13 protein-coding genes, 4 tRNA genes and 1 other annotated feature are annotated in these 16298 nt (G+C 45.4%); of the genes, 5 read left to right on the forward strand and 12 right to left on the reverse strand.

What is annotated here, in order from left to right:
* Positions 1–7: 7 nt before the first annotated feature.
* The 8 genes from VFDL14_RS19845 to uvrY all read right to left on the reverse strand — a co-directional run bounded on the left by VFDL14_RS19845 (position 8) and on the right by uvrY (position 7668).
* A complete protein-coding gene (locus VFDL14_RS19845; protein ID WP_032549728.1) occupies positions 8–2905 on the reverse strand; it encodes a pyridoxal phosphate-dependent class III aminotransferase in 2898 nt (965 codons plus the stop codon).
* A gap of 952 nt (positions 2906–3857) precedes the next feature.
* Positions 3858–3933: transfer RNA gene (locus VFDL14_RS19840), tRNA-Gly, on the reverse strand.
* 30 nt (positions 3934–3963) lie between these two features.
* Positions 3964–4050: transfer RNA gene (locus tag VFDL14_RS19835), tRNA-Leu, on the reverse strand.
* A 77-nt stretch (positions 4051–4127) separates the two neighbouring features.
* Positions 4128–4203, reverse strand: a tRNA-Gly gene (locus VFDL14_RS19830).
* 25 nt (positions 4204–4228) lie between these two features.
* Positions 4229–4302: transfer RNA gene (locus VFDL14_RS19825), tRNA-Cys, on the reverse strand.
* Positions 4303–4571: 269 nt separating this feature from the next.
* The gene (gene pgsA / locus VFDL14_RS19820; protein ID WP_032549299.1) at positions 4572–5129 is read right to left on the reverse strand and encodes a CDP-diacylglycerol--glycerol-3-phosphate 3-phosphatidyltransferase; all 558 of its coding nucleotides are present in this window, start codon (positions 5127–5129) and stop codon (positions 4572–4574) included.
* Positions 5130–5175: 46 nt separating this feature from the next.
* Positions 5176–7008, reverse strand: coding sequence for an excinuclease ABC subunit UvrC (gene uvrC / locus VFDL14_RS19815; RefSeq protein WP_084181804.1), 1833 nt, complete (start codon positions 7006–7008; stop codon positions 5176–5178).
* Positions 7009–7023: 15 nt separating this feature from the next.
* Positions 7024–7668, reverse strand: coding sequence for a UvrY/SirA/GacA family response regulator transcription factor (gene uvrY / locus VFDL14_RS19810; protein WP_032549301.1), 645 nt, complete (start codon positions 7666–7668; stop codon positions 7024–7026).
* 439 nt (positions 7669–8107) lie between these two features.
* Here uvrY and VFDL14_RS19805 point away from each other — a divergent pair, with 439 nt between their 5' ends.
* Positions 8108–10471 (forward strand): DNA polymerase II, encoded by a 2364-nt coding sequence (locus VFDL14_RS19805; RefSeq protein ID WP_032549302.1) that lies wholly within the window; start codon positions 8108–8110, stop codon positions 10469–10471.
* Between the two features lie 64 nt (positions 10472–10535).
* Here VFDL14_RS19805 and VFDL14_RS19800 read toward each other — a convergent pair whose 3' ends face one another.
* Positions 10536–11303: a nucleotidyltransferase domain-containing protein gene (locus tag VFDL14_RS19800; RefSeq protein ID WP_032549303.1), complete on the reverse strand. Its 768-nt coding sequence runs from the start codon at positions 11301–11303 to the stop codon at positions 10536–10538.
* Positions 11304–11440: 137 nt separating this feature from the next.
* On the opposite strand from VFDL14_RS19800, the gene yeiP reads away from it, so the two are divergent.
* The 3 genes from yeiP (at position 11441) to VFDL14_RS19785 (ending at position 12930) form a co-directional block, all read left to right on the forward strand.
* Positions 11441–12010: an elongation factor P-like protein YeiP gene (yeiP, locus tag VFDL14_RS19795; protein ID WP_032549304.1), complete on the forward strand. Its 570-nt coding sequence runs from the start codon at positions 11441–11443 to the stop codon at positions 12008–12010.
* A 9-nt stretch (positions 12011–12019) separates the two neighbouring features.
* Positions 12020–12349, forward strand: coding sequence for an HI1450 family dsDNA-mimic protein (locus tag VFDL14_RS19790; protein WP_032549305.1), 330 nt, complete (start codon positions 12020–12022; stop codon positions 12347–12349).
* Between the two features lie 98 nt (positions 12350–12447).
* On the forward strand, positions 12448–12930 hold the full coding sequence (locus VFDL14_RS19785; protein WP_032549306.1) for an RNA methyltransferase: 483 nt from the start codon (positions 12448–12450) through the stop codon (positions 12928–12930).
* Positions 12931–13157: 227 nt separating this feature from the next.
* On the opposite strand, the gene rluB is transcribed toward VFDL14_RS19785, so the two are convergent.
* The 3 genes from rluB to rnm form a co-directional block, all read right to left on the reverse strand.
* Entirely contained in the window at positions 13158–14198 is a 1041-nt protein-coding gene (gene rluB / locus VFDL14_RS19780) for a 23S rRNA pseudouridine(2605) synthase RluB (RefSeq protein ID WP_032549307.1), read from the reverse strand.
* A gap of 160 nt (positions 14199–14358) precedes the next feature.
* Positions 14359–14979: an L-threonylcarbamoyladenylate synthase gene (locus tag VFDL14_RS19775; RefSeq protein WP_032549308.1), complete on the reverse strand. Its 621-nt coding sequence runs from the start codon at positions 14977–14979 to the stop codon at positions 14359–14361.
* Entirely contained in the window at positions 14979–15896 is a 918-nt protein-coding gene (gene rnm, locus VFDL14_RS19770; RefSeq protein ID WP_050487312.1) for an RNase RNM, read from the reverse strand. Before rnm ends, VFDL14_RS19775 begins: the two co-directional genes overlap by 1 nt.
* Positions 15897–16014: 118 nt before the next feature.
* On the opposite strand from rnm, the gene VFDL14_RS19765 reads away from it, so the two are divergent.
* Entirely contained in the window at positions 16015–16140 is a 126-nt protein-coding gene (locus VFDL14_RS19765; protein WP_032549309.1) for a trp operon leader peptide, read from the forward strand.
* Positions 16087–16201: a sequence feature (Trp leader region), on the forward strand. (Overlaps the previous gene by 54 nt.)
* Positions 16202–16298 lie beyond the last annotated feature (97 nt).

Consider the following 16298-nt stretch of genomic DNA (forward strand, 5'->3'; position numbering starts at 1 on the left):
ATATTTATTACCCTTGTTGTTCTGCTAGCTCAGCCGCTAGATTATGAATTTTTGTAATTAGAGATTCGAAGTCTGCCATGTCTAAGCATGGATTTAGGATGGTGAACTTCAACGCGCTCTTGCCATCGACCATAGTTTCACCCAGTACCGCGACTCCACGAGTCAGAGCCTCTAATCTTAATGTTTGGTTAAAGGTGTCTAAGTCCGTTACGTCGCTATTAACCGCTCTAAACAGCACTGTCGATAATGCAGGTTCGGCTAATAGCTCAAAACCTTCACGGTTTTGAATTAGATCGGAAACCTGAAGTGTTTGCGCCAACAGGTGATCATACATCTCACCCAGTTGTGCCTGCCCCACGCTCTGCATCGTCATAAAGACTTTGAGCGCATCAAAACGCTTGGTCGTTGCAATCGACTTATCAACCAAATTAGGCAGTTCATCGTGCTCACGGTTCAAATAGTCAGCATGATGCAGTAAGAACTGGAAGTTTTGCTTATCTTTCAGCAACAGCGCGCCACAGCTGATCGTTTGATAGAACAGCTTATGGAAATCCACACTGACAGAATCCGCTTTCTCAATACCTTTGAGGCGAGATTTGTGGCTGCTGAGGATCAAGGCGCCACCGTAAGCACTGTCGACATGGAACCACAGCTCTTGTTGCTGAGCGATCTGCGCAATCGACTCTAAGTCATCAATCGCACCGTGATCGGTTGTACCTGCCGTGCCTACGACTGCGAATGGAATCAGGCCATCGTCTTTTAGCTCTTTAATCGCTTTCTCTAACAATTCGGTTTTAATGGTACCGTTACTGTTAGTATCAACACAGCGCACCGAACTTTCGCCCAAGCCTAACAAAGAAGCCGATTTTTGGACTGTAAAGTGAGACTTTTTAGAGCAAAGGATACGTAATTTTTGTGCGTACTCTGGGAGACCGAGTTTTTGAATCGAGTGGTTATCGATTTTGTTCGCGATCCAGTCGCGTGCAAGTAGCAGCCCCATTAAATTACTTTGGGTACCGCCGCTTGTGAAAATGCCATCGCTATTTTCGCCCAGTTCGTACTTGCCACACATCCAATCAATCACTTTCTGCTCAACATAAGTTGCCGCAGATGCCTGATCCCAGGAGTCCATTGACTGATTAAGTGCCGCAATCATAGACTCAGCAGCGACAGATGCCATCAATGGCGGTGTATGCAGGTGTGCAATACAGTCAGGGTGTTGAACAAAGATAGAGTTCTTGGCAACCAAGTCAGCCGTATCTTCTACCACATCAACCAGTGAACCTTGAACGTTATCAAGATCGACTTCGTTAATTGCGGCTTCTAGTAACTTAGGCTCGAGACCTGAATATGGGGCATCCACTTGTTCGAACACCGACTTCATTGCTTGAGTGGTTTGATTAAGAACCTTTTCAAATTCGTCGCTGCCACCTACACCTGTATGAATGAAGTGTTTTTTCCATTCACCGTTTGCACTGCCAGATTCAACATGGCTACCACCTGCTGCAAGAATCGCGTCTTCCATCACGCGAAGGGCAAAATCAATCTGTTCGAAACTGATGATCATTGGAGGAAGGAAGCGAATAACAGAGCCTTCACGTCCACCTTTTTCAACCATCAAGCCGCGCTCAAGTGCTGCACGCTGGATTTTAAGAGTCAGCTCGCCGTCAGCAACTGGCTCACCAAAACTGTTCTTTTCACCGTTAGGGTTTTGAATCTCAACACCTAACATCAAGCCTTTACCACGAACTTCAGCGATACAGTCAACACGCTGCTGTAGCTTTTCTAAACCGTGGCGAAGATATTGACCCGCAATATTAGCGTGCTCAACAAGGTTATCTCGCTCAATAATCTCTAATGCTTTCGCACCCGACACCATTGCCAGTTGGTTGCCGCGGAAAGTGCCGGTATGTTCACCCGCTTTCCAAGTATCAATGCTCTTATCGAAAACCAACAGTGACATTGGTAGGCCGCCGCCTATCGCTTTCGATAGACATAGGATGTCGGGATTAATACCGGACTCTTCAAATGCGAAGCGATGACCTGTTTTGCCCACACCACACTGGATTTCATCAAAAATCAGTAGGATACCGTGCTCATCACAGATGCGTCTTAAACCACGTAACCAAGAAGCAGGCGCTGGAATTACACCACCTTCACCTTGTACTGGCTCAACGATCATCGCGGCAGGTTTCATGATACCCGCTTCGTCATCCGCAAGTAGACGTTCGATGTATCGAAGACTTGCCTGAGCACCTTGCTCACCACCAAGACCGAATGGGCAACGAAGGTTGTATGGGAATGGCATAAAGTGCACATCAGACATCAAGCCGCTACGACGCGCTTTCGTGCCCAAGTTACCCATCATGCCCATAGTACCGTTGGTCATCCCGTGGTACGCGCCACGGAAAGCAAACATAGTGTTACGACCAGTAGTCTGTTTCGCCAACTTGATCGCAGCTTCAACCGCATCAGCACCAGATGGGCCACAGAATTGAATCACTGAATTTTCAGCAAAGTCTTGTGGTAAGAACCCTTTAACACGATTGATAAAAGTTTCTTTCGCTTGAGTTGTGATATCTAAGGTTTGATACGGTAGACCTGAATCCAACTGAGCTTTTAATGCTTGGTTAATCTCTGGGTGGTTATAACCCAGTGCTAACGTCCCTGCACCGGCAAGGCAGTCTAGGAAAATTTGTCCACGGGTATCTTCAACCAGAGCACCATATGCGCGTTTTATTGCAATCGGTAGACGTCTTGGGTAAGAACGAACTGCCGATTCGTTTTGCTCTTGTTCAAGCAAAATAGCGTCTGGAGTAAGATCATAAGTGCCTTCAACAACTGGAACTGAAGTTGAAAACGAGTGTGCGATAGTATTTGTATCGACTTCAAAGGCGGTAGTCATAAAAAATCCCTTGAATGTATTCATACTCCCTCCTAACAGCACATTGCTAGAAGTGAGGTATAGCTGTACGCCCGCGTAAGTCAAATGACAAACACGACAAAGCGCCGTCTAACGACAGCAAAATTTACTTAGCGTAAAATCAAGGTTCAGTAATGCTACTGTTTTGAAGGATCGGGCAAAGGTGAAGTACCGGCCCAATTGGATGTGAAAAGCTGATTCGCAGTGTTGTGTTAAGTGAGTTCAATGTTGGGTTTCCCATTAACATGGCATCAAGCGCCATAAGTATCCCGTCTATCAGTTAAAGAACTAACTGATACCTACCCTACGCAGTGTCACAATCAGCCTGAATGGTCACTGCGCGTATCCCCCAGAAGCAATCGTTGTCCATTCCGAGATTGGGCGGGAAGGTAACATAGTTTTTAACACACTATCAATAGTTTTTAATATTGGGTGTATAAATACGAGGGATGGGTAAACTCGTCGCGAAACGGAATAGATCCCCGGCTCGTTCGTTCCTCACGCCCGAGGATGACGAAAAAATAACTCCTAATCAGCCGTGTCATTCTCTAGAGCGAGGGGCGAGTTCATAGGGAATCTCATAGAGCCTAAGACTGCATATTATGTTAAAGGACTAACCAGAAAGGACGTAACGAGTGATTAGACAGAAGATCCCCGACTCGTTCGTTCCTCACGACCGAGGATGACGAAGATAACTCCCAGTCAACCGTCATTCCCTAGAGCGAGGAACGAGTTCATAGGGAATCTCAAACAGCGCGTGAATTTTTCAAACATCGGAATACAAAAAAGCTCACCGTTTCCGGTGAGCCTTTCTTAATTTGGAGCGTCGCGGCCGGCTAGCACACGGGGTCAACTCGTGACCTAATGGCTCAAATAGCTTTGCCATGTTCCAGATGCAAAAAAGCTCATCGTTTCCGATGAGCTTTTTTTGATTTGGAGCGACACACGAGGTTCGAACTCGTGACCTCAACCTTGGCAAGGTTGCGCTCTACCAGCTGAGCTAGTGTCGCATTTGCTAAACTAAGTTTAGACTTTATAGATGGTGCCCCGGGCCGGACTTGAACCGGCACAGCGCGAACGCCGAGGGATTTTAAATCCCTTGTGTCTACCAATTCCACCACCAGGGCACGCAATTCTTTATTGCGATGCCGTTACGATTCGTAAACACCATCTTAATGTCGATGCCAATCAACATTACAAAATCTGGAGCGACACACGAGGTTCGAACTCGTGACCTCAACCTTGGCAAGGTTGCGCTCTACCAGCTGAGCTAGTGTCGCATAGTATTCAAACTCAAGGTTTGAATGGAGGCGCCTCCCGGAGTCGAACCGAGGTCCACGGATTTGCAATCCGCTGCATAGCCACTCTGCCAAGGCGCCTTAGTAACTCCAATCAAATCGCTCAATGCCATCCTCTTGGGTACGGGATGCATTCTACGGAATCACACGATTGAGTCAACACTATTTTTGTATTTTTAATTCGTTTGAATAGTATTTATACGAAAAGGGCTAAATAGCTAACTTAATGTACAAAAAGGTCGCTGGAATAGGCGATTAAAGTTGATCACCATCACACTGTTACGTCATATGATTACGTCGATGGTGAAATTCAAAGATCAAAAAAGCGAGCCTAAGCTCGCTTTTCTCAATTAATGATGTTGTTCATCCAACAAATCATCTTTGGCTGCCATTAAGTATTGAGCCATTGACCAGTATGTCAGGATAGTTGCGATATAAAGCGCGGCGTAACCGACCCAGATCATCCAGTCGTCATAGCGCCAAATCAGAACCCATAAGGCAAACATCTGAGATACAGTTTTAACCTTGCCTACCCAAGAAACCGCAACACTTGCGCGCTTACCAATTTCTGCCATCCACTCTCGAAGTGCTGAAATAATAATTTCACGTGCAATCATAGTTACTGCTGGAATCGTCACCCAAATTGAGTGGTAGTGTTCAGTAATCAGAATCAGAGCCGTTGCTACGAGAACTTTATCGGCAACAGGGTCGATAAAGGCACCAAAACGAGAAGTTTGGCCTAGCTTACGCGCTAGCATGCCATCGAGCCAGTCAGTAAATCCGGCCACCCAAAAAACCATCGCAGCTGCAAAAGGAGCCCATTGATAAGGTAGGTAGAAAACGATAACGAATACTGGGATTAAGAAAAGTCTCAGTAGGGACAAAATGTTGGGTATATTCAAACGCATATTATTAGGCTCTTATCCATTGCGCGTTTATGGTGCGGGATTTTTACTATTGTTTCAATGCTTGATAAATGTTTTCTGCCAAAGAATGACTAATGCCCGGCACTTTGGCTATTTCTTCAACACTTGCACGCTTAAGCTCTTGCAGTCCACCCATATATTTCAACAGAGCTTGGCGACGTTTTGGCCCCACCCCTTCAATTCCTTCAAGCGCACTCGTGCGACGTGTTTTACCACGTTTCGCTCGGTGACCAGCGATTGCATGGTTATGGCTCTCATCACGGATGTGCTGAATTAGGTGCAAAGCTGGCGCGTCAGTTGGCAGGTTAAACTCTTCACCTTCCAGAGTGATTAGGGTTTCAAGACCCGGCTTACGGGTAACCCCTTTTGCAATACCCATCATTCTTGGTCGAACAGGCCAATCTCCCCAGTATTGAGAAATAATTTCATGAGCACGGTTCAGCTGCCCTTTACCACCATCGATAAAGATAATGTCGGGAATCTTATCCACATCCAATTGCTTGGAGTAACGACGCTCTAACGCTTGACCCATTGCAGCATAATCATCGCCTCCGGTGATACCCGTGATATTGTAACGACGGTATTCCTGCTTCACTGGACCTTCTTGGTTAAATACGACACAAGAAGCGATAGTGCTCTCACCCATGGTATGACTGATATCAAAACACTCCATACGCTTGATGGCATCCATAGACAAGACATCTTGAAGCTCTTTAAAGCGCTGATTAATCGTCATTTTATGATTAATCTTGGTTGTTATTGCCGTTAACGCATTGGTGTTCGACAACTTGAGGTAACGACCTCGTGTTCCGGAAGGATTGGTATTGAAGTGGATCTTTCGACCCGCGACTTCACACAAAGCTTGTTGAATCGGAGTCACATCTTCAATCAAGTCAGCATTGAGGATCAAACGAGTTGGGATGGTTCTCGCTTCATTATGTGCCAGATAGTACTGACTCAAGAAGCTTGAAAACACCTCTTCCCTAACCGTATTGTTTGGGATCTTTGGAAAATGACTACGGCTACCCAACACCTTACCCTGACGAATCATCAAGATATGAATACAAGCGACTCCGTTTTCTTGCGCAAAGCCGAGTACGTCCATATCTTCCATTGAATCGTCAGATACGTATTGTTGCTCTTGTACTCGACGAATCGCCTGAATTTGGTCGCGGAATGTCGCTGCCTGTTCAAACTTGAGTTGTTGGCTTGCTTGCTCCATTTTTTGGACCAGAGTCTCCAACACTTGATTGTCTTTCCCTTGCAAGAACAAACGAACGTAGCCAATCAGTTCTGCATACTCTTCATCGGAGATGATTGAACTGACACACGGCGCGGCACATCGACCAATCTGATACATCAAACAAGGGCGAGTACGATTCGCATAAACGGTATCTTCACATTGTCGAGCTGGGAATATCTTTTGCAGCAAGTGCAAGGTTTCACGCACTGCCCCAGAATCAGGATAAGGTCCGAAATACTCACCTTTTTTCTTCTTTGCACCACGGTGCATCGACAGCCTTGGGTGTTTGTGACCACTGATGAAAATGTAAGGGTAAGATTTATCATCGCGCAGCAAAACGTTGTACTTAGGTAAGTACTGCTTAATGTAGTTGTGCTCGAGGATTAGGGCTTCTGTCTCGGTATGTGTAACCGTTACGTCTATCTTAGCAATATTGCTAACCAATGCACGCGTTTTCTCGCTATCTACTTTTTTACGAAAGTAGCTAGTGAGGCGTTTCTTAAGGTTTTTTGCTTTGCCGACGTAAATAACAACAGCCTCGGCGTTATACATACGATAAACGCCAGGCTGTTCTGTTACGGTCTTTAGGAATGAGACTGAGTCAAATGAGGATGTCACTATATAATCTCAGTGCTAGAGGGTCTCGGTGTCTAGCATTCCGTGTCTAATCGCTAAGTGAGTAAGCTCTACATCACCACTGATGTCTAGTTTACTAAACAGTCGGTAGCGGTAGCTATTCACTGTCTTAGGGCTTAGATTAAGTTGTTCTGAAATGTCCGTTACTTTCTGACCTTTGGTGATCATCATCATAATTTGAAGTTCACGCTCAGAAAGATCAGCGAATGGATTTTCAGAGGCAGGCGAGAATTGGCTCAGTGCCATCTGCTGCGCGATTTCTGGTGAAATGTAACGCTGACCGCTGTTTACTACGCGAATCGCATTGACCATTTCGTCCGGACCTGCCCCTTTAGTAAGGTAACCAGCAGCTCCAGCTTGCATCACTTTAGTTGGAAACGGATTTTCCGTATGAACAGTTAAAACGATGATTTTAATGTCTGGGTTAAAGCGTAAAATCTTCTTGGTTGCTTCTAAGCCACCAATGCCAGGCATATTCATATCCATCAAAATGACGTCTGTATTGTTAGTACGACACCACTTTGCAGCTTCTTCACCGCTTTCAGCTTCCCCTGCTACGTTCATTCCACGGACGTCTTCAATAATACGTCGTATCCCTGTGCGAACCAGCTCGTGATCATCTACAAGGAAAACATTTATCAAACTTGTATCTCCACACTATTAATTGGCTCTGCAACCACCGTATTGATTCATCTAATTGAAACAATTGAATAAAGGAACAGTGGATCGCAGCATTGCTGTACATCTTAACGTAAATCGTTAAAAAAAGCTCTGTTGAATATGTGCTGAAACACGAACTTTAGCAAGTACTTATTTACAAGAACCACAGTTATTCGACTAAGCTTTATTAAAAAACAATCAGTTAAGATGCCGACCATTTAATTTACACAAGATAAATATATTTTCAATACCGCGATTTGAACAATTGTTACAAATTCACCTTTTTGCTCGATAAGTCCCGTTATCGAGTCGCTAAAAGCAAAAAAAACTGGCTATTTTGAACGACTTTTGTATCAGCCTCGACACTAAGTGCTAGAATCGCATCTTGTTTTAACAGCAGTAAATACTACAGGCGACGATATTGGATATTCAGCAAGGCTTTGTGCTGACAAGACAAGCAAGAGACTTTTCAGGTCAGACTCAAATCGATATTTGGGTCAGTACCCCGAATGGGCCAACTTTGCTTACCGTTAAAGGCGAGCGCCCTATCTTCTTCATAGAACAATCGAATATCGACGCTTGTACCAAACTCGCCAAGGAAGCGGGGATCGAGTGTGAGATAAAAGCCTTGGAACTCACCAACTTCTCACACACGCCGCTAGCTGGTTGCTACACACGGCTCGTCCGCGAAAGCAACACCTTAAACCAAGCCTTCAATCAAGAGTCTGTCACTACGTTTGAAGCCGATATTCGTCTCGCCGATCGCTTCTTAATGGAAAGGTTCATTAAAGGCAGCATTGAATTTACTGGAAACGTCACTTCTCGAACTCAACACCAGAGGGTCACTAACACTAAATGTCGAGCAGGTGATTACTTACCGACCCTATCCGTCGTCTCATTAGATATCGAGTGCTCCGAGAAAGGCATCCTCTACTCTATTGGCCTAGATAGCTCAATGGATAGTCGCGTCATCATGGTAGGCCCAGAACAGGAAGCCGATACGCCTATTCAGTGGGTTAAAGACGAGGCGGCACTATTAGAAGCCATGATTGATTGGTTTAAACGTTACGACCCGGACGTCATTATCGGTTGGAACGTGATTGATTTTGATTTCCGACTGCTTCACAAGCGTGCTGAATGGAACAAAATAAAGCTCAATATTGGTCGCGATAGTCAACCTAGCTTCTTCCGCAGTTCTGCTCAAAGTCAGCAAGGGTTTATCACTATCCCTGGACGTGTGGTTTTAGACGGTATCGATATGCTCAAAACCGCGACCTACCACTTCAGGTCTTGGTCTCTAGAATCGGTTTCTCAAGAGCTACTCGGTGAAGGTAAAGACATCCACAATGTACACGACCGCATGGATGAAATTAATCGAATGTTTAGGTTCGATAAACCCTCACTTGCCAAGTACAACCTTCAAGACTGCGTGTTGGTTAATCGCATCTTTGAACATACACATCTTATTGAGTTTGCTATTGAACGATCTCGCTTAACTGGTGTTGAGCTGGATAAAGTTGGTGGCTCTGTGGCGGCCTTTACCAACCTCTATTTGCCTCAGATTCATCGAGCTGGCTACATTGCGCCGAACTTACAACCAGAGAACTGGATTGCTAGCCCAGGTGGCTATGTCATGGACTCAATCCCCAATCTCTATGACTCGGTACTGGTACTCGACTTCAAGAGCCTATACCCATCTATCATTCGTTCTTTCCTAATTGATCCAATGGGCTTGATCGAAGGATTGAAACAAGAGATTGGCCGCGATGACGACCAAGCCGTAGAGGGGTTTCGGGGTGGACAGTTCCATCGAAATAAACATTTTCTACCTGAAATGATCGAAACCTTGTGGGCTGCGCGTGATGTTGCAAAGAAGAACAATGAAAAGGCCTTCTCGCAAGCGATCAAGATCATCATGAACTCATTCTATGGGGTTTTGGGCTCATCTGGCTGCCGCTTCTTCGATACTCGTTTGGCGTCGTCGATTACCATGCGCGGGCATGAGATCATGAAACAAACCAAGGTACTTATCGAAGAGAAAGGTTATCAGGTTATCTATGGTGACACTGACTCTACATTCGTGTCTCTGAATGGTAGCTACAGTCAAGAAGATGCGGATGAGATCGGGCAATCACTCGTCGCGTATATCAACGCTTGGTGGACACAACACCTCAAAGACAAATACAACCTGACTTCTATTCTTGAACTGGAGTACGAAACTCACTATCGCAAATTCTTGATGCCCACCATTCGCGGATCAGAGACAGGCTCAAAGAAACGCTATGCAGGTCTAATTGGCGAAGAAGGCAGCGAGAAGATTGTCTTCAAAGGGCTAGAAAGTGCCCGTACCGATTGGACGCCACTCGCCCAACGCTTTCAACAGACTTTGTATGAGATGGTTTTCCATGACCAAGACCCAACCGACTACGTCCGTAATTTTGTCGATGAAACAGCGGCTGGCAAACACGACGATTTGCTGGTTTATCAAAAACGGCTAAGACGAAAGCTGCACGAATATCAGAAGAACATTCCGCCCCAAGTTCGTGCTGCACGCATGGCGGATGAGATAAACGAAAAGCTAGGCCGCCCTCTGCAATACCAAAACAAAGGGCGCATCGAGTATTTAATTACGTTAAACGGCCCTGAACCCAAAGAGTATTTGAAGAGCGGCATCGACTATCAACATTACATCGATAAGCAGCTTAAACCTGTCGCGGAAGCGATATTGCCGTTTATCGGACTCGATTTTGAACAAGTCAGCGGTCAACAACTAGGGTTGTTCTGAATCCACTTATCCCAAATAAAAAAGCAGAAGCGCCGTGCTTCTGCTCTCTTTCATTCACTGGCTTCTAACCAATCCTAAACTCGGTCTTCTCGTACTGCTTTACCAACCATTCACCAAAGCCATCGAGAATGCCGATTACAGAACGCTTCGGTACCGGTTTGCCTGCAAGAAGTATCCCTAAGCGTTGAATCTCAACCTCTCGATCTGGATGATATTTTAGAAACTGTTGACCACATTCGCGTGGATCGTCATACCAATACTTATCTCGGTACATGATCAGCGAATAACTGGCTCTAAGTAGCTTTTTCGTAATGATAACTTGCGCGGCAATCTGCTCTTCCGGCGTCGCGGCTCGGGCAATCTTGTTACGGTAAACCGCTAACCAGTTTTCAACATCCATATTCCAATGTTTAGCAATCTCCCAACTGGTCTCGAAGTCGCCATAGCAATCTGAAAGATCCTCGCCATGTACGCATACCGCTAGATGCTTAAGCATAAAGCCCCAAGTGAAGATATTCTCGAAGTCGGCAATTTCACTGACTAGCGCTGTTTTAATAGAGACTTGCGTTACCTGAGGAAAGCTCTTTTGGAAGCGCCACTTAATCGTATTGAGTAGCGTGGTTCTTTGATCGGCAAACGAACGGTGCGTGACTACAACAACATCAAGATTAGAATGCCCAGGTTTTGCCGTTTTCCTCGCTACACTGCCATAGATGTAAACGCTGTGCAGATTCGAACCTAAGCCACTTTTCAAAAATGTAATCAGGTCGTTTACCACAAGTTGAAACTCAGGCTGGAAAGGCACTTTCGGGTCAATAACAGGTAGCTGCATAAGTGAGTTCGTCAATAAATTGAATGATTTAACTATTTCTCTATGATCGCTTAGGAGACTTTATGATTCAAGCTATTCCTATTTATAGGTTCTCCGAGATATAATCATCGGATAGAACCAATAAGGATAAACACAAAATGCCTAGAGCAAGTGAAATTAAAAAAGGTTTTGCGATCGACGTAGATGGCAAAACGCTTCTAGTTAAAGATATCGAAATCACAACACCAGGCGGTCGTGGTGGTCAAAAGATCTACCGTTTCCGTGGTAACGACGTAGCAACAGGCGTAAAAGCTGAAGTTCGCCATAAGGCTGATGAAATCGTTGAAACTATCGATGTGACTAAGCGCGCTGTAATGTTCTCTTACGTTGATGGCAACGAGTACATCTTCATGGACAACGAAGATTACACGCAGTACATCTTTAACGGCGAGATGATCGAAGACGAGCTTCTATTCATCAACGAAGAAACTCAAGGTATGTACGCAATCCTAATCGATGGTAACGCTGCAACACTTGAGCTTCCAACTTCTGTTGAGCTTGTTATCGAAGAAACAGACCCGTCTATCAAAGGCGCTTCTGCATCTGCTCGTACTAAGCCAGCTCGTTTCGCGACAGGCCTAACTGTTCAAGTTCCAGAGTACATCGCAACGGGTGACAAAGTTGTGATCAACACTGCTGAACGTAAATACATGAACCGCGCAAGCTAAGATACTGATATGACCGAAGCTAATGACTTAATGTCTTATGATGATGCAATCGACACTGCATACGACATCTTCCTAGAGATGGCACCGGATAACCTAGAGCCTGCAGACGTGATTCTATTCACTGCACAGTTCGAAGATCGCGGCGCTGCTGAACTTGTTGAAACGGGTGACGATTGGGTCGGTCATGTTGGCTTTGAAGTCGACAAAGAGATCTACGCTGAAATTCGCATTGGTCTAGTAAACGAAGAAGACGACGTTTTAGATGACGTTTTCGCGCGTATGCTGATCAGCCGCGACCCAGACCATAAGTTCTGCCACATGCTGTGGAAGCGTGACTAGAACTTAAGCTTGTGCTGCTCTATTCAATGAGCACACCAATATCTTAGCCGAGCTCCGTGCTCGGCTAATTTTTGTCACCGATTTCACCATTACCAATTATGACCAAAGCAAAAACTGATACTCAGTCAAAAGGCTATGCCTGTATTGGCTTGGTAAACCCAAAAACGCCAGAAAACGTAGGCTCGGTTATGCGTGCAGCAGGTTGTTACGGCGCAAATTCTGTGTTCTATACAGGCACGCGCTACGACCACGCACGTCAATTCCATACCGACACTAAAGAGAAGCACTTAGAGCTACCACTGATTGGTGTTGAAGACCTAAAAGACATTATTCCGGTAGGGTGCGTACCTGTTGCTGTTGATTTGATTGAAGGCGCTAAGCCTCTGCCTGAATACAAGCACCCTCCTCGCGCATTCTACATTTTCGGCCCTGAAGACGGCACATTGAAGAAAGAGATCACCGATTTCTGTCGCGAGACGATTTACGTTCCAACCAATGGTTGTATGAACTTAGCCGCAGCGGTAAACGTGATTCTTTATGATCGCATGGCAAAAGGCGATAACTTCTCGAATCATAAATAAAAAATCAGATGCGAGAAGACTTGTAGATTCGCTTAAGCGAAATACTAGTTGTGAAGAGATTAATAGATGCTCGTAAACCAGATGAGAGATGCGAAGCGCGCACATACTGCCGATTGAGTCAGTTTGTTCGCTACTCGATTACTCTCATCCCGCATCTTCCCTTTCTTCCAGATGTAAAAAAACCTGCTAAGTTAGCAGGTTTTTTAGTATTCAAAAGAAGTCGTTAATTACTGGCGAGTTCTTGGCTTAGCTGGCTTGTTCGGGCGGTTCGTGTTGTTGCCACGAGAACCATTTCCTGAACGAGAGTTGCTTGGCTTGCCCTTGCTGCTCGGTGCGCTGCGACCTGCATCTGGCGTTGTTGTGCCGCGAGTTGCTGGCTTCTTACGCTTAGGCTGGTTGCTACGGCCTTTTGGTGCATTTGCACGCTCTTCGTGACGCTTAACAGCACGACGAATCTTCTGGCTACGAGAACGCTCACGTTTACGTGATGTATTCGAAGGGTCAAGGTCTAGTAGCGTCTCTTTCTCAGGCTTAAGCTCTACCAGTTGACGTAGGTAGTTTACTTCTTGAAGATCGAGCTCTTTCCAACCGCCACGAGGCAGTTTCTTGTCTAGGTAGATATCACCGTAACGCACACGCTTTAGACGGCTTACTGTTGTTTCTTGTGATTCCCAAAGACGACGAACCTCACGGTTACGACCTTCGTTAATCGCTACGTAGAAAGTATGGTTCATACCTTCGCCACCAGCGTAAACGACGTCTTCGAAACGCGCCATGCCATCTTCTAGCTCAACACCGCGTACTAGGTTCTTAACCTTCTGTTCAGTCACTTCACCGAACACACGTACTAGGTACTCACGCTCAACCTGACGGCTTGGGTGCATTAGACGGTTTGCTAGCTCACCATCAGTTGTGAAAAGTAGAAGACCTGATGTGTTCGCATCAAGACGACCTACCGAGATCCAACGTGAACCGCGGATTTTAGGTAGACGATCAAACACAGTACGACGACCTTCTGGGTCGTGGCGAGTACAAAGCTCACCTTCTGGCTTGTAGTAAGCAAGTACGCGACAAACCACTTCTTCAGACGCTTTACCTGATACAGTGTGACCATCAATACGAATCACTGAGTTTTCGTCTTCTAGACGCTCACCCAATTTCGCGACTTGGCCGTTAACGCTTACACGACCTGCTCTGATTAAAGCTTCCAGCTCACGACGAGAGCCGTGACCAGCTCGCGCTAAAACCTTCTGTAATTTTTCGCTCATTTACTCTTTTCTACCTAATTGTCGTCTTCACAGACGTCGAATGAAATATACGCGACCAAAATCGCGGTCGCGCATTATCGCAAAGAACCTTTGAAAAATCACTCGTTATTTACACATTACCGTCGAATGCACAGTAACATGATGTGAACGAGTTTCAGGGTTACTCGAACGGTTCTGGATCGCCTGAACCAACACGAACGACTACTGGATCATCATCGCTAAAGTCAACTACCGTGGTTGGTTGCTCACCTAAATAACCGCCATTAAGAATTACGTCAACTGCATGTTCTAGACGATCACGGATCTCTTCAGGATCAGATTCCGTTGTCTCGTTACCCGGTAGAATCAAAGACGTTGACATCAAAGGTTCGCCCAGTGCTTCCAATAGATCGAGTGCAATCTTGTTATCCGGAACACGAATACCAATGGTCTTTCTCTTCGAGTTCATTAGACGACGTGGCACCTCTTTCGTTCCCTTAAAGATGAACGTGTAAGGGCCCGGCGTGTGAGCTTTTAATAGACGAAATGCCGTGTTATCAACACGTGCATAAAGAGAAAGCTCAGAAAGATCGCGACAAAGCAACGTGAAGTTATGCTTATCATCGATTTTACGAATCTGACAAATACGATCTAATGCTTGTTTGTTTTCAAGCTGACAGCCAAGAGCATAACCCGAATCTGTTGGATAAACCACAACACCGCCATTACGGACAATAGCAACCGCTTGATTAATCAAACGAGCTTGTGGGTTATCTGGGTGTACATAAAAAAACTGGCTCATTATTTTTCCTCATTATCGAGTCTCTCGACTCTATCTTCAGAAGGAGCTTGTTCGTCTGGTAATGTTTCAGATGACGAAAACGTTTGAAACTCCCAATCTTTCCATACTTCTTCGACTCCAGAAGGCAGCCAAAGATTGCGCCCTAACTCCATCCAAGGAGACGGGTAATGAAAATCACTGCCTTGAGAGGCTAATAGTTTGTATTGTATAGCATAATCCGCAAGAGTGCGTCTTTCTTGTTGCGCCTGTTGCGGTTGAGCCACTTCCATCGCATCACCGTTCGCTTCAACAAAAGCAGTCAATAGACGTTTCACCCATTTAGCGGTAAAGCCATAGCGCCCCGGATGAGCAAGTACCGCTTGTCCGCCAGCAGCGTGAATTGCCGTGACCGCATCACTCATGCTGCACCATGTTGGTGGCACATAGCCTGGGTTATTACGGGTTAAGAACTTCTTAAACACCTGATGCATGGTTTTCGCGTAGCCATTGTCAACCAACCACTTAGCAAAGTGCGCTCGGGTAATCGGCGCATCACCGGCAATCGCTTTTACTTCTTCTAACACACCTTCGCGCGTCGCTTTTTCCAGTCGCTGGGCGATCAGCTCCGCTCTACCGATACGATGCTGTTTCTGCTGTTCAATTAACGCATTAAGTTCTGGTGATTCTGGGTCGACATTCAAACCAACAATGTGGATGTCTTTGTTCTGCCAAACGGTGGAAATTTCGATACCGTTAACCAATTGAATTGGCAGCTTATTATCAAGGATATAACGATGCGCCTCATCAAGAGCATCAACTGTGTCATGATCAGTAATAGCCAGGACTTCAATATTGAAGCTCAACGCACGGTCAATCAGTTCAGGTGGTGTAAGTCGACCATCTGAAGCTGTGGTATGGCTATGTAGATCAATTCTCATATTTTCTGTTCATTATTTTTGCATTTAACACGATATTTGCTTTATTGGGCTTGACTTGCGAGCCTTGAACTAGTTAACTAGTACACAAATACGAAGTACCTTTATTTATAGGCTCACTATGTTACAAGAATTTAACCAGCACCATAAAGATAAAGTTTTAGAACTTTCTTCAGTAGAAGCAAGTTCAGAGCTTAATTGGTGGCGCACTTGGACAGGTTCTTGGTGGGCTAACGTGTACTTCTAATTAAACAGATTGTTTATAAAAAGTTTATCACTAAGCCCGCTTTCATAGCGGGCTTTTTAATTTGTCGGACATCTCACATTCAACTGACTAACAAATCAACGAATTGACCAGATTCTAGATTGGGCGAACGGTATCTTTATGCGACTATGTACGGCAGG

This window comes from Vibrio fortis (assembly GCF_000695685.1).
GTDB lineage: Bacteria > Pseudomonadota > Gammaproteobacteria > Enterobacterales > Vibrionaceae > Vibrio > Vibrio fortis_A.

Excerpts from the sequence above, each read along its gene's own strand:
- VFDL14_RS19800 (WP_032549303.1), bottom strand. The coding sequence starts at position 11,303 with ATGCAGCTACCTGTTATTGACCCGAAAGTGCCTTTCCAGCCTGAGTTT.
- VFDL14_RS19845 (WP_032549728.1), bottom strand. The coding sequence starts at position 2,905 with ATGACTACCGCCTTTGAAGTCGATACAAATACTATCGCACACTCGTTT.
- yeiP (WP_032549304.1), top strand. The coding sequence starts at position 11,441 with ATGCCTAGAGCAAGTGAAATTAAAAAAGGTTTTGCGATCGACGTAGAT.
- rnm (WP_050487312.1), bottom strand. The coding sequence starts at position 15,896 with ATGAGAATTGATCTACATAGCCATACCACAGCTTCAGATGGTCGACTT.
- VFDL14_RS19790 (WP_032549305.1), top strand. The coding sequence starts at position 12,020 with ATGACCGAAGCTAATGACTTAATGTCTTATGATGATGCAATCGACACT.
- VFDL14_RS19785 (WP_032549306.1), top strand. The coding sequence starts at position 12,448 with ATGACCAAAGCAAAAACTGATACTCAGTCAAAAGGCTATGCCTGTATT.
- VFDL14_RS19775 (WP_032549308.1), bottom strand. The coding sequence starts at position 14,979 with ATGAGCCAGTTTTTTTATGTACACCCAGATAACCCACAAGCTCGTTTG.
- pgsA (WP_032549299.1), bottom strand. The coding sequence starts at position 5,129 with ATGCGTTTGAATATACCCAACATTTTGTCCCTACTGAGACTTTTCTTA.
- rluB (WP_032549307.1), bottom strand. The coding sequence starts at position 14,198 with ATGAGCGAAAAATTACAGAAGGTTTTAGCGCGAGCTGGTCACGGCTCT.
- VFDL14_RS19765 (WP_032549309.1), top strand. The coding sequence starts at position 16,015 with ATGTTACAAGAATTTAACCAGCACCATAAAGATAAAGTTTTAGAACTT.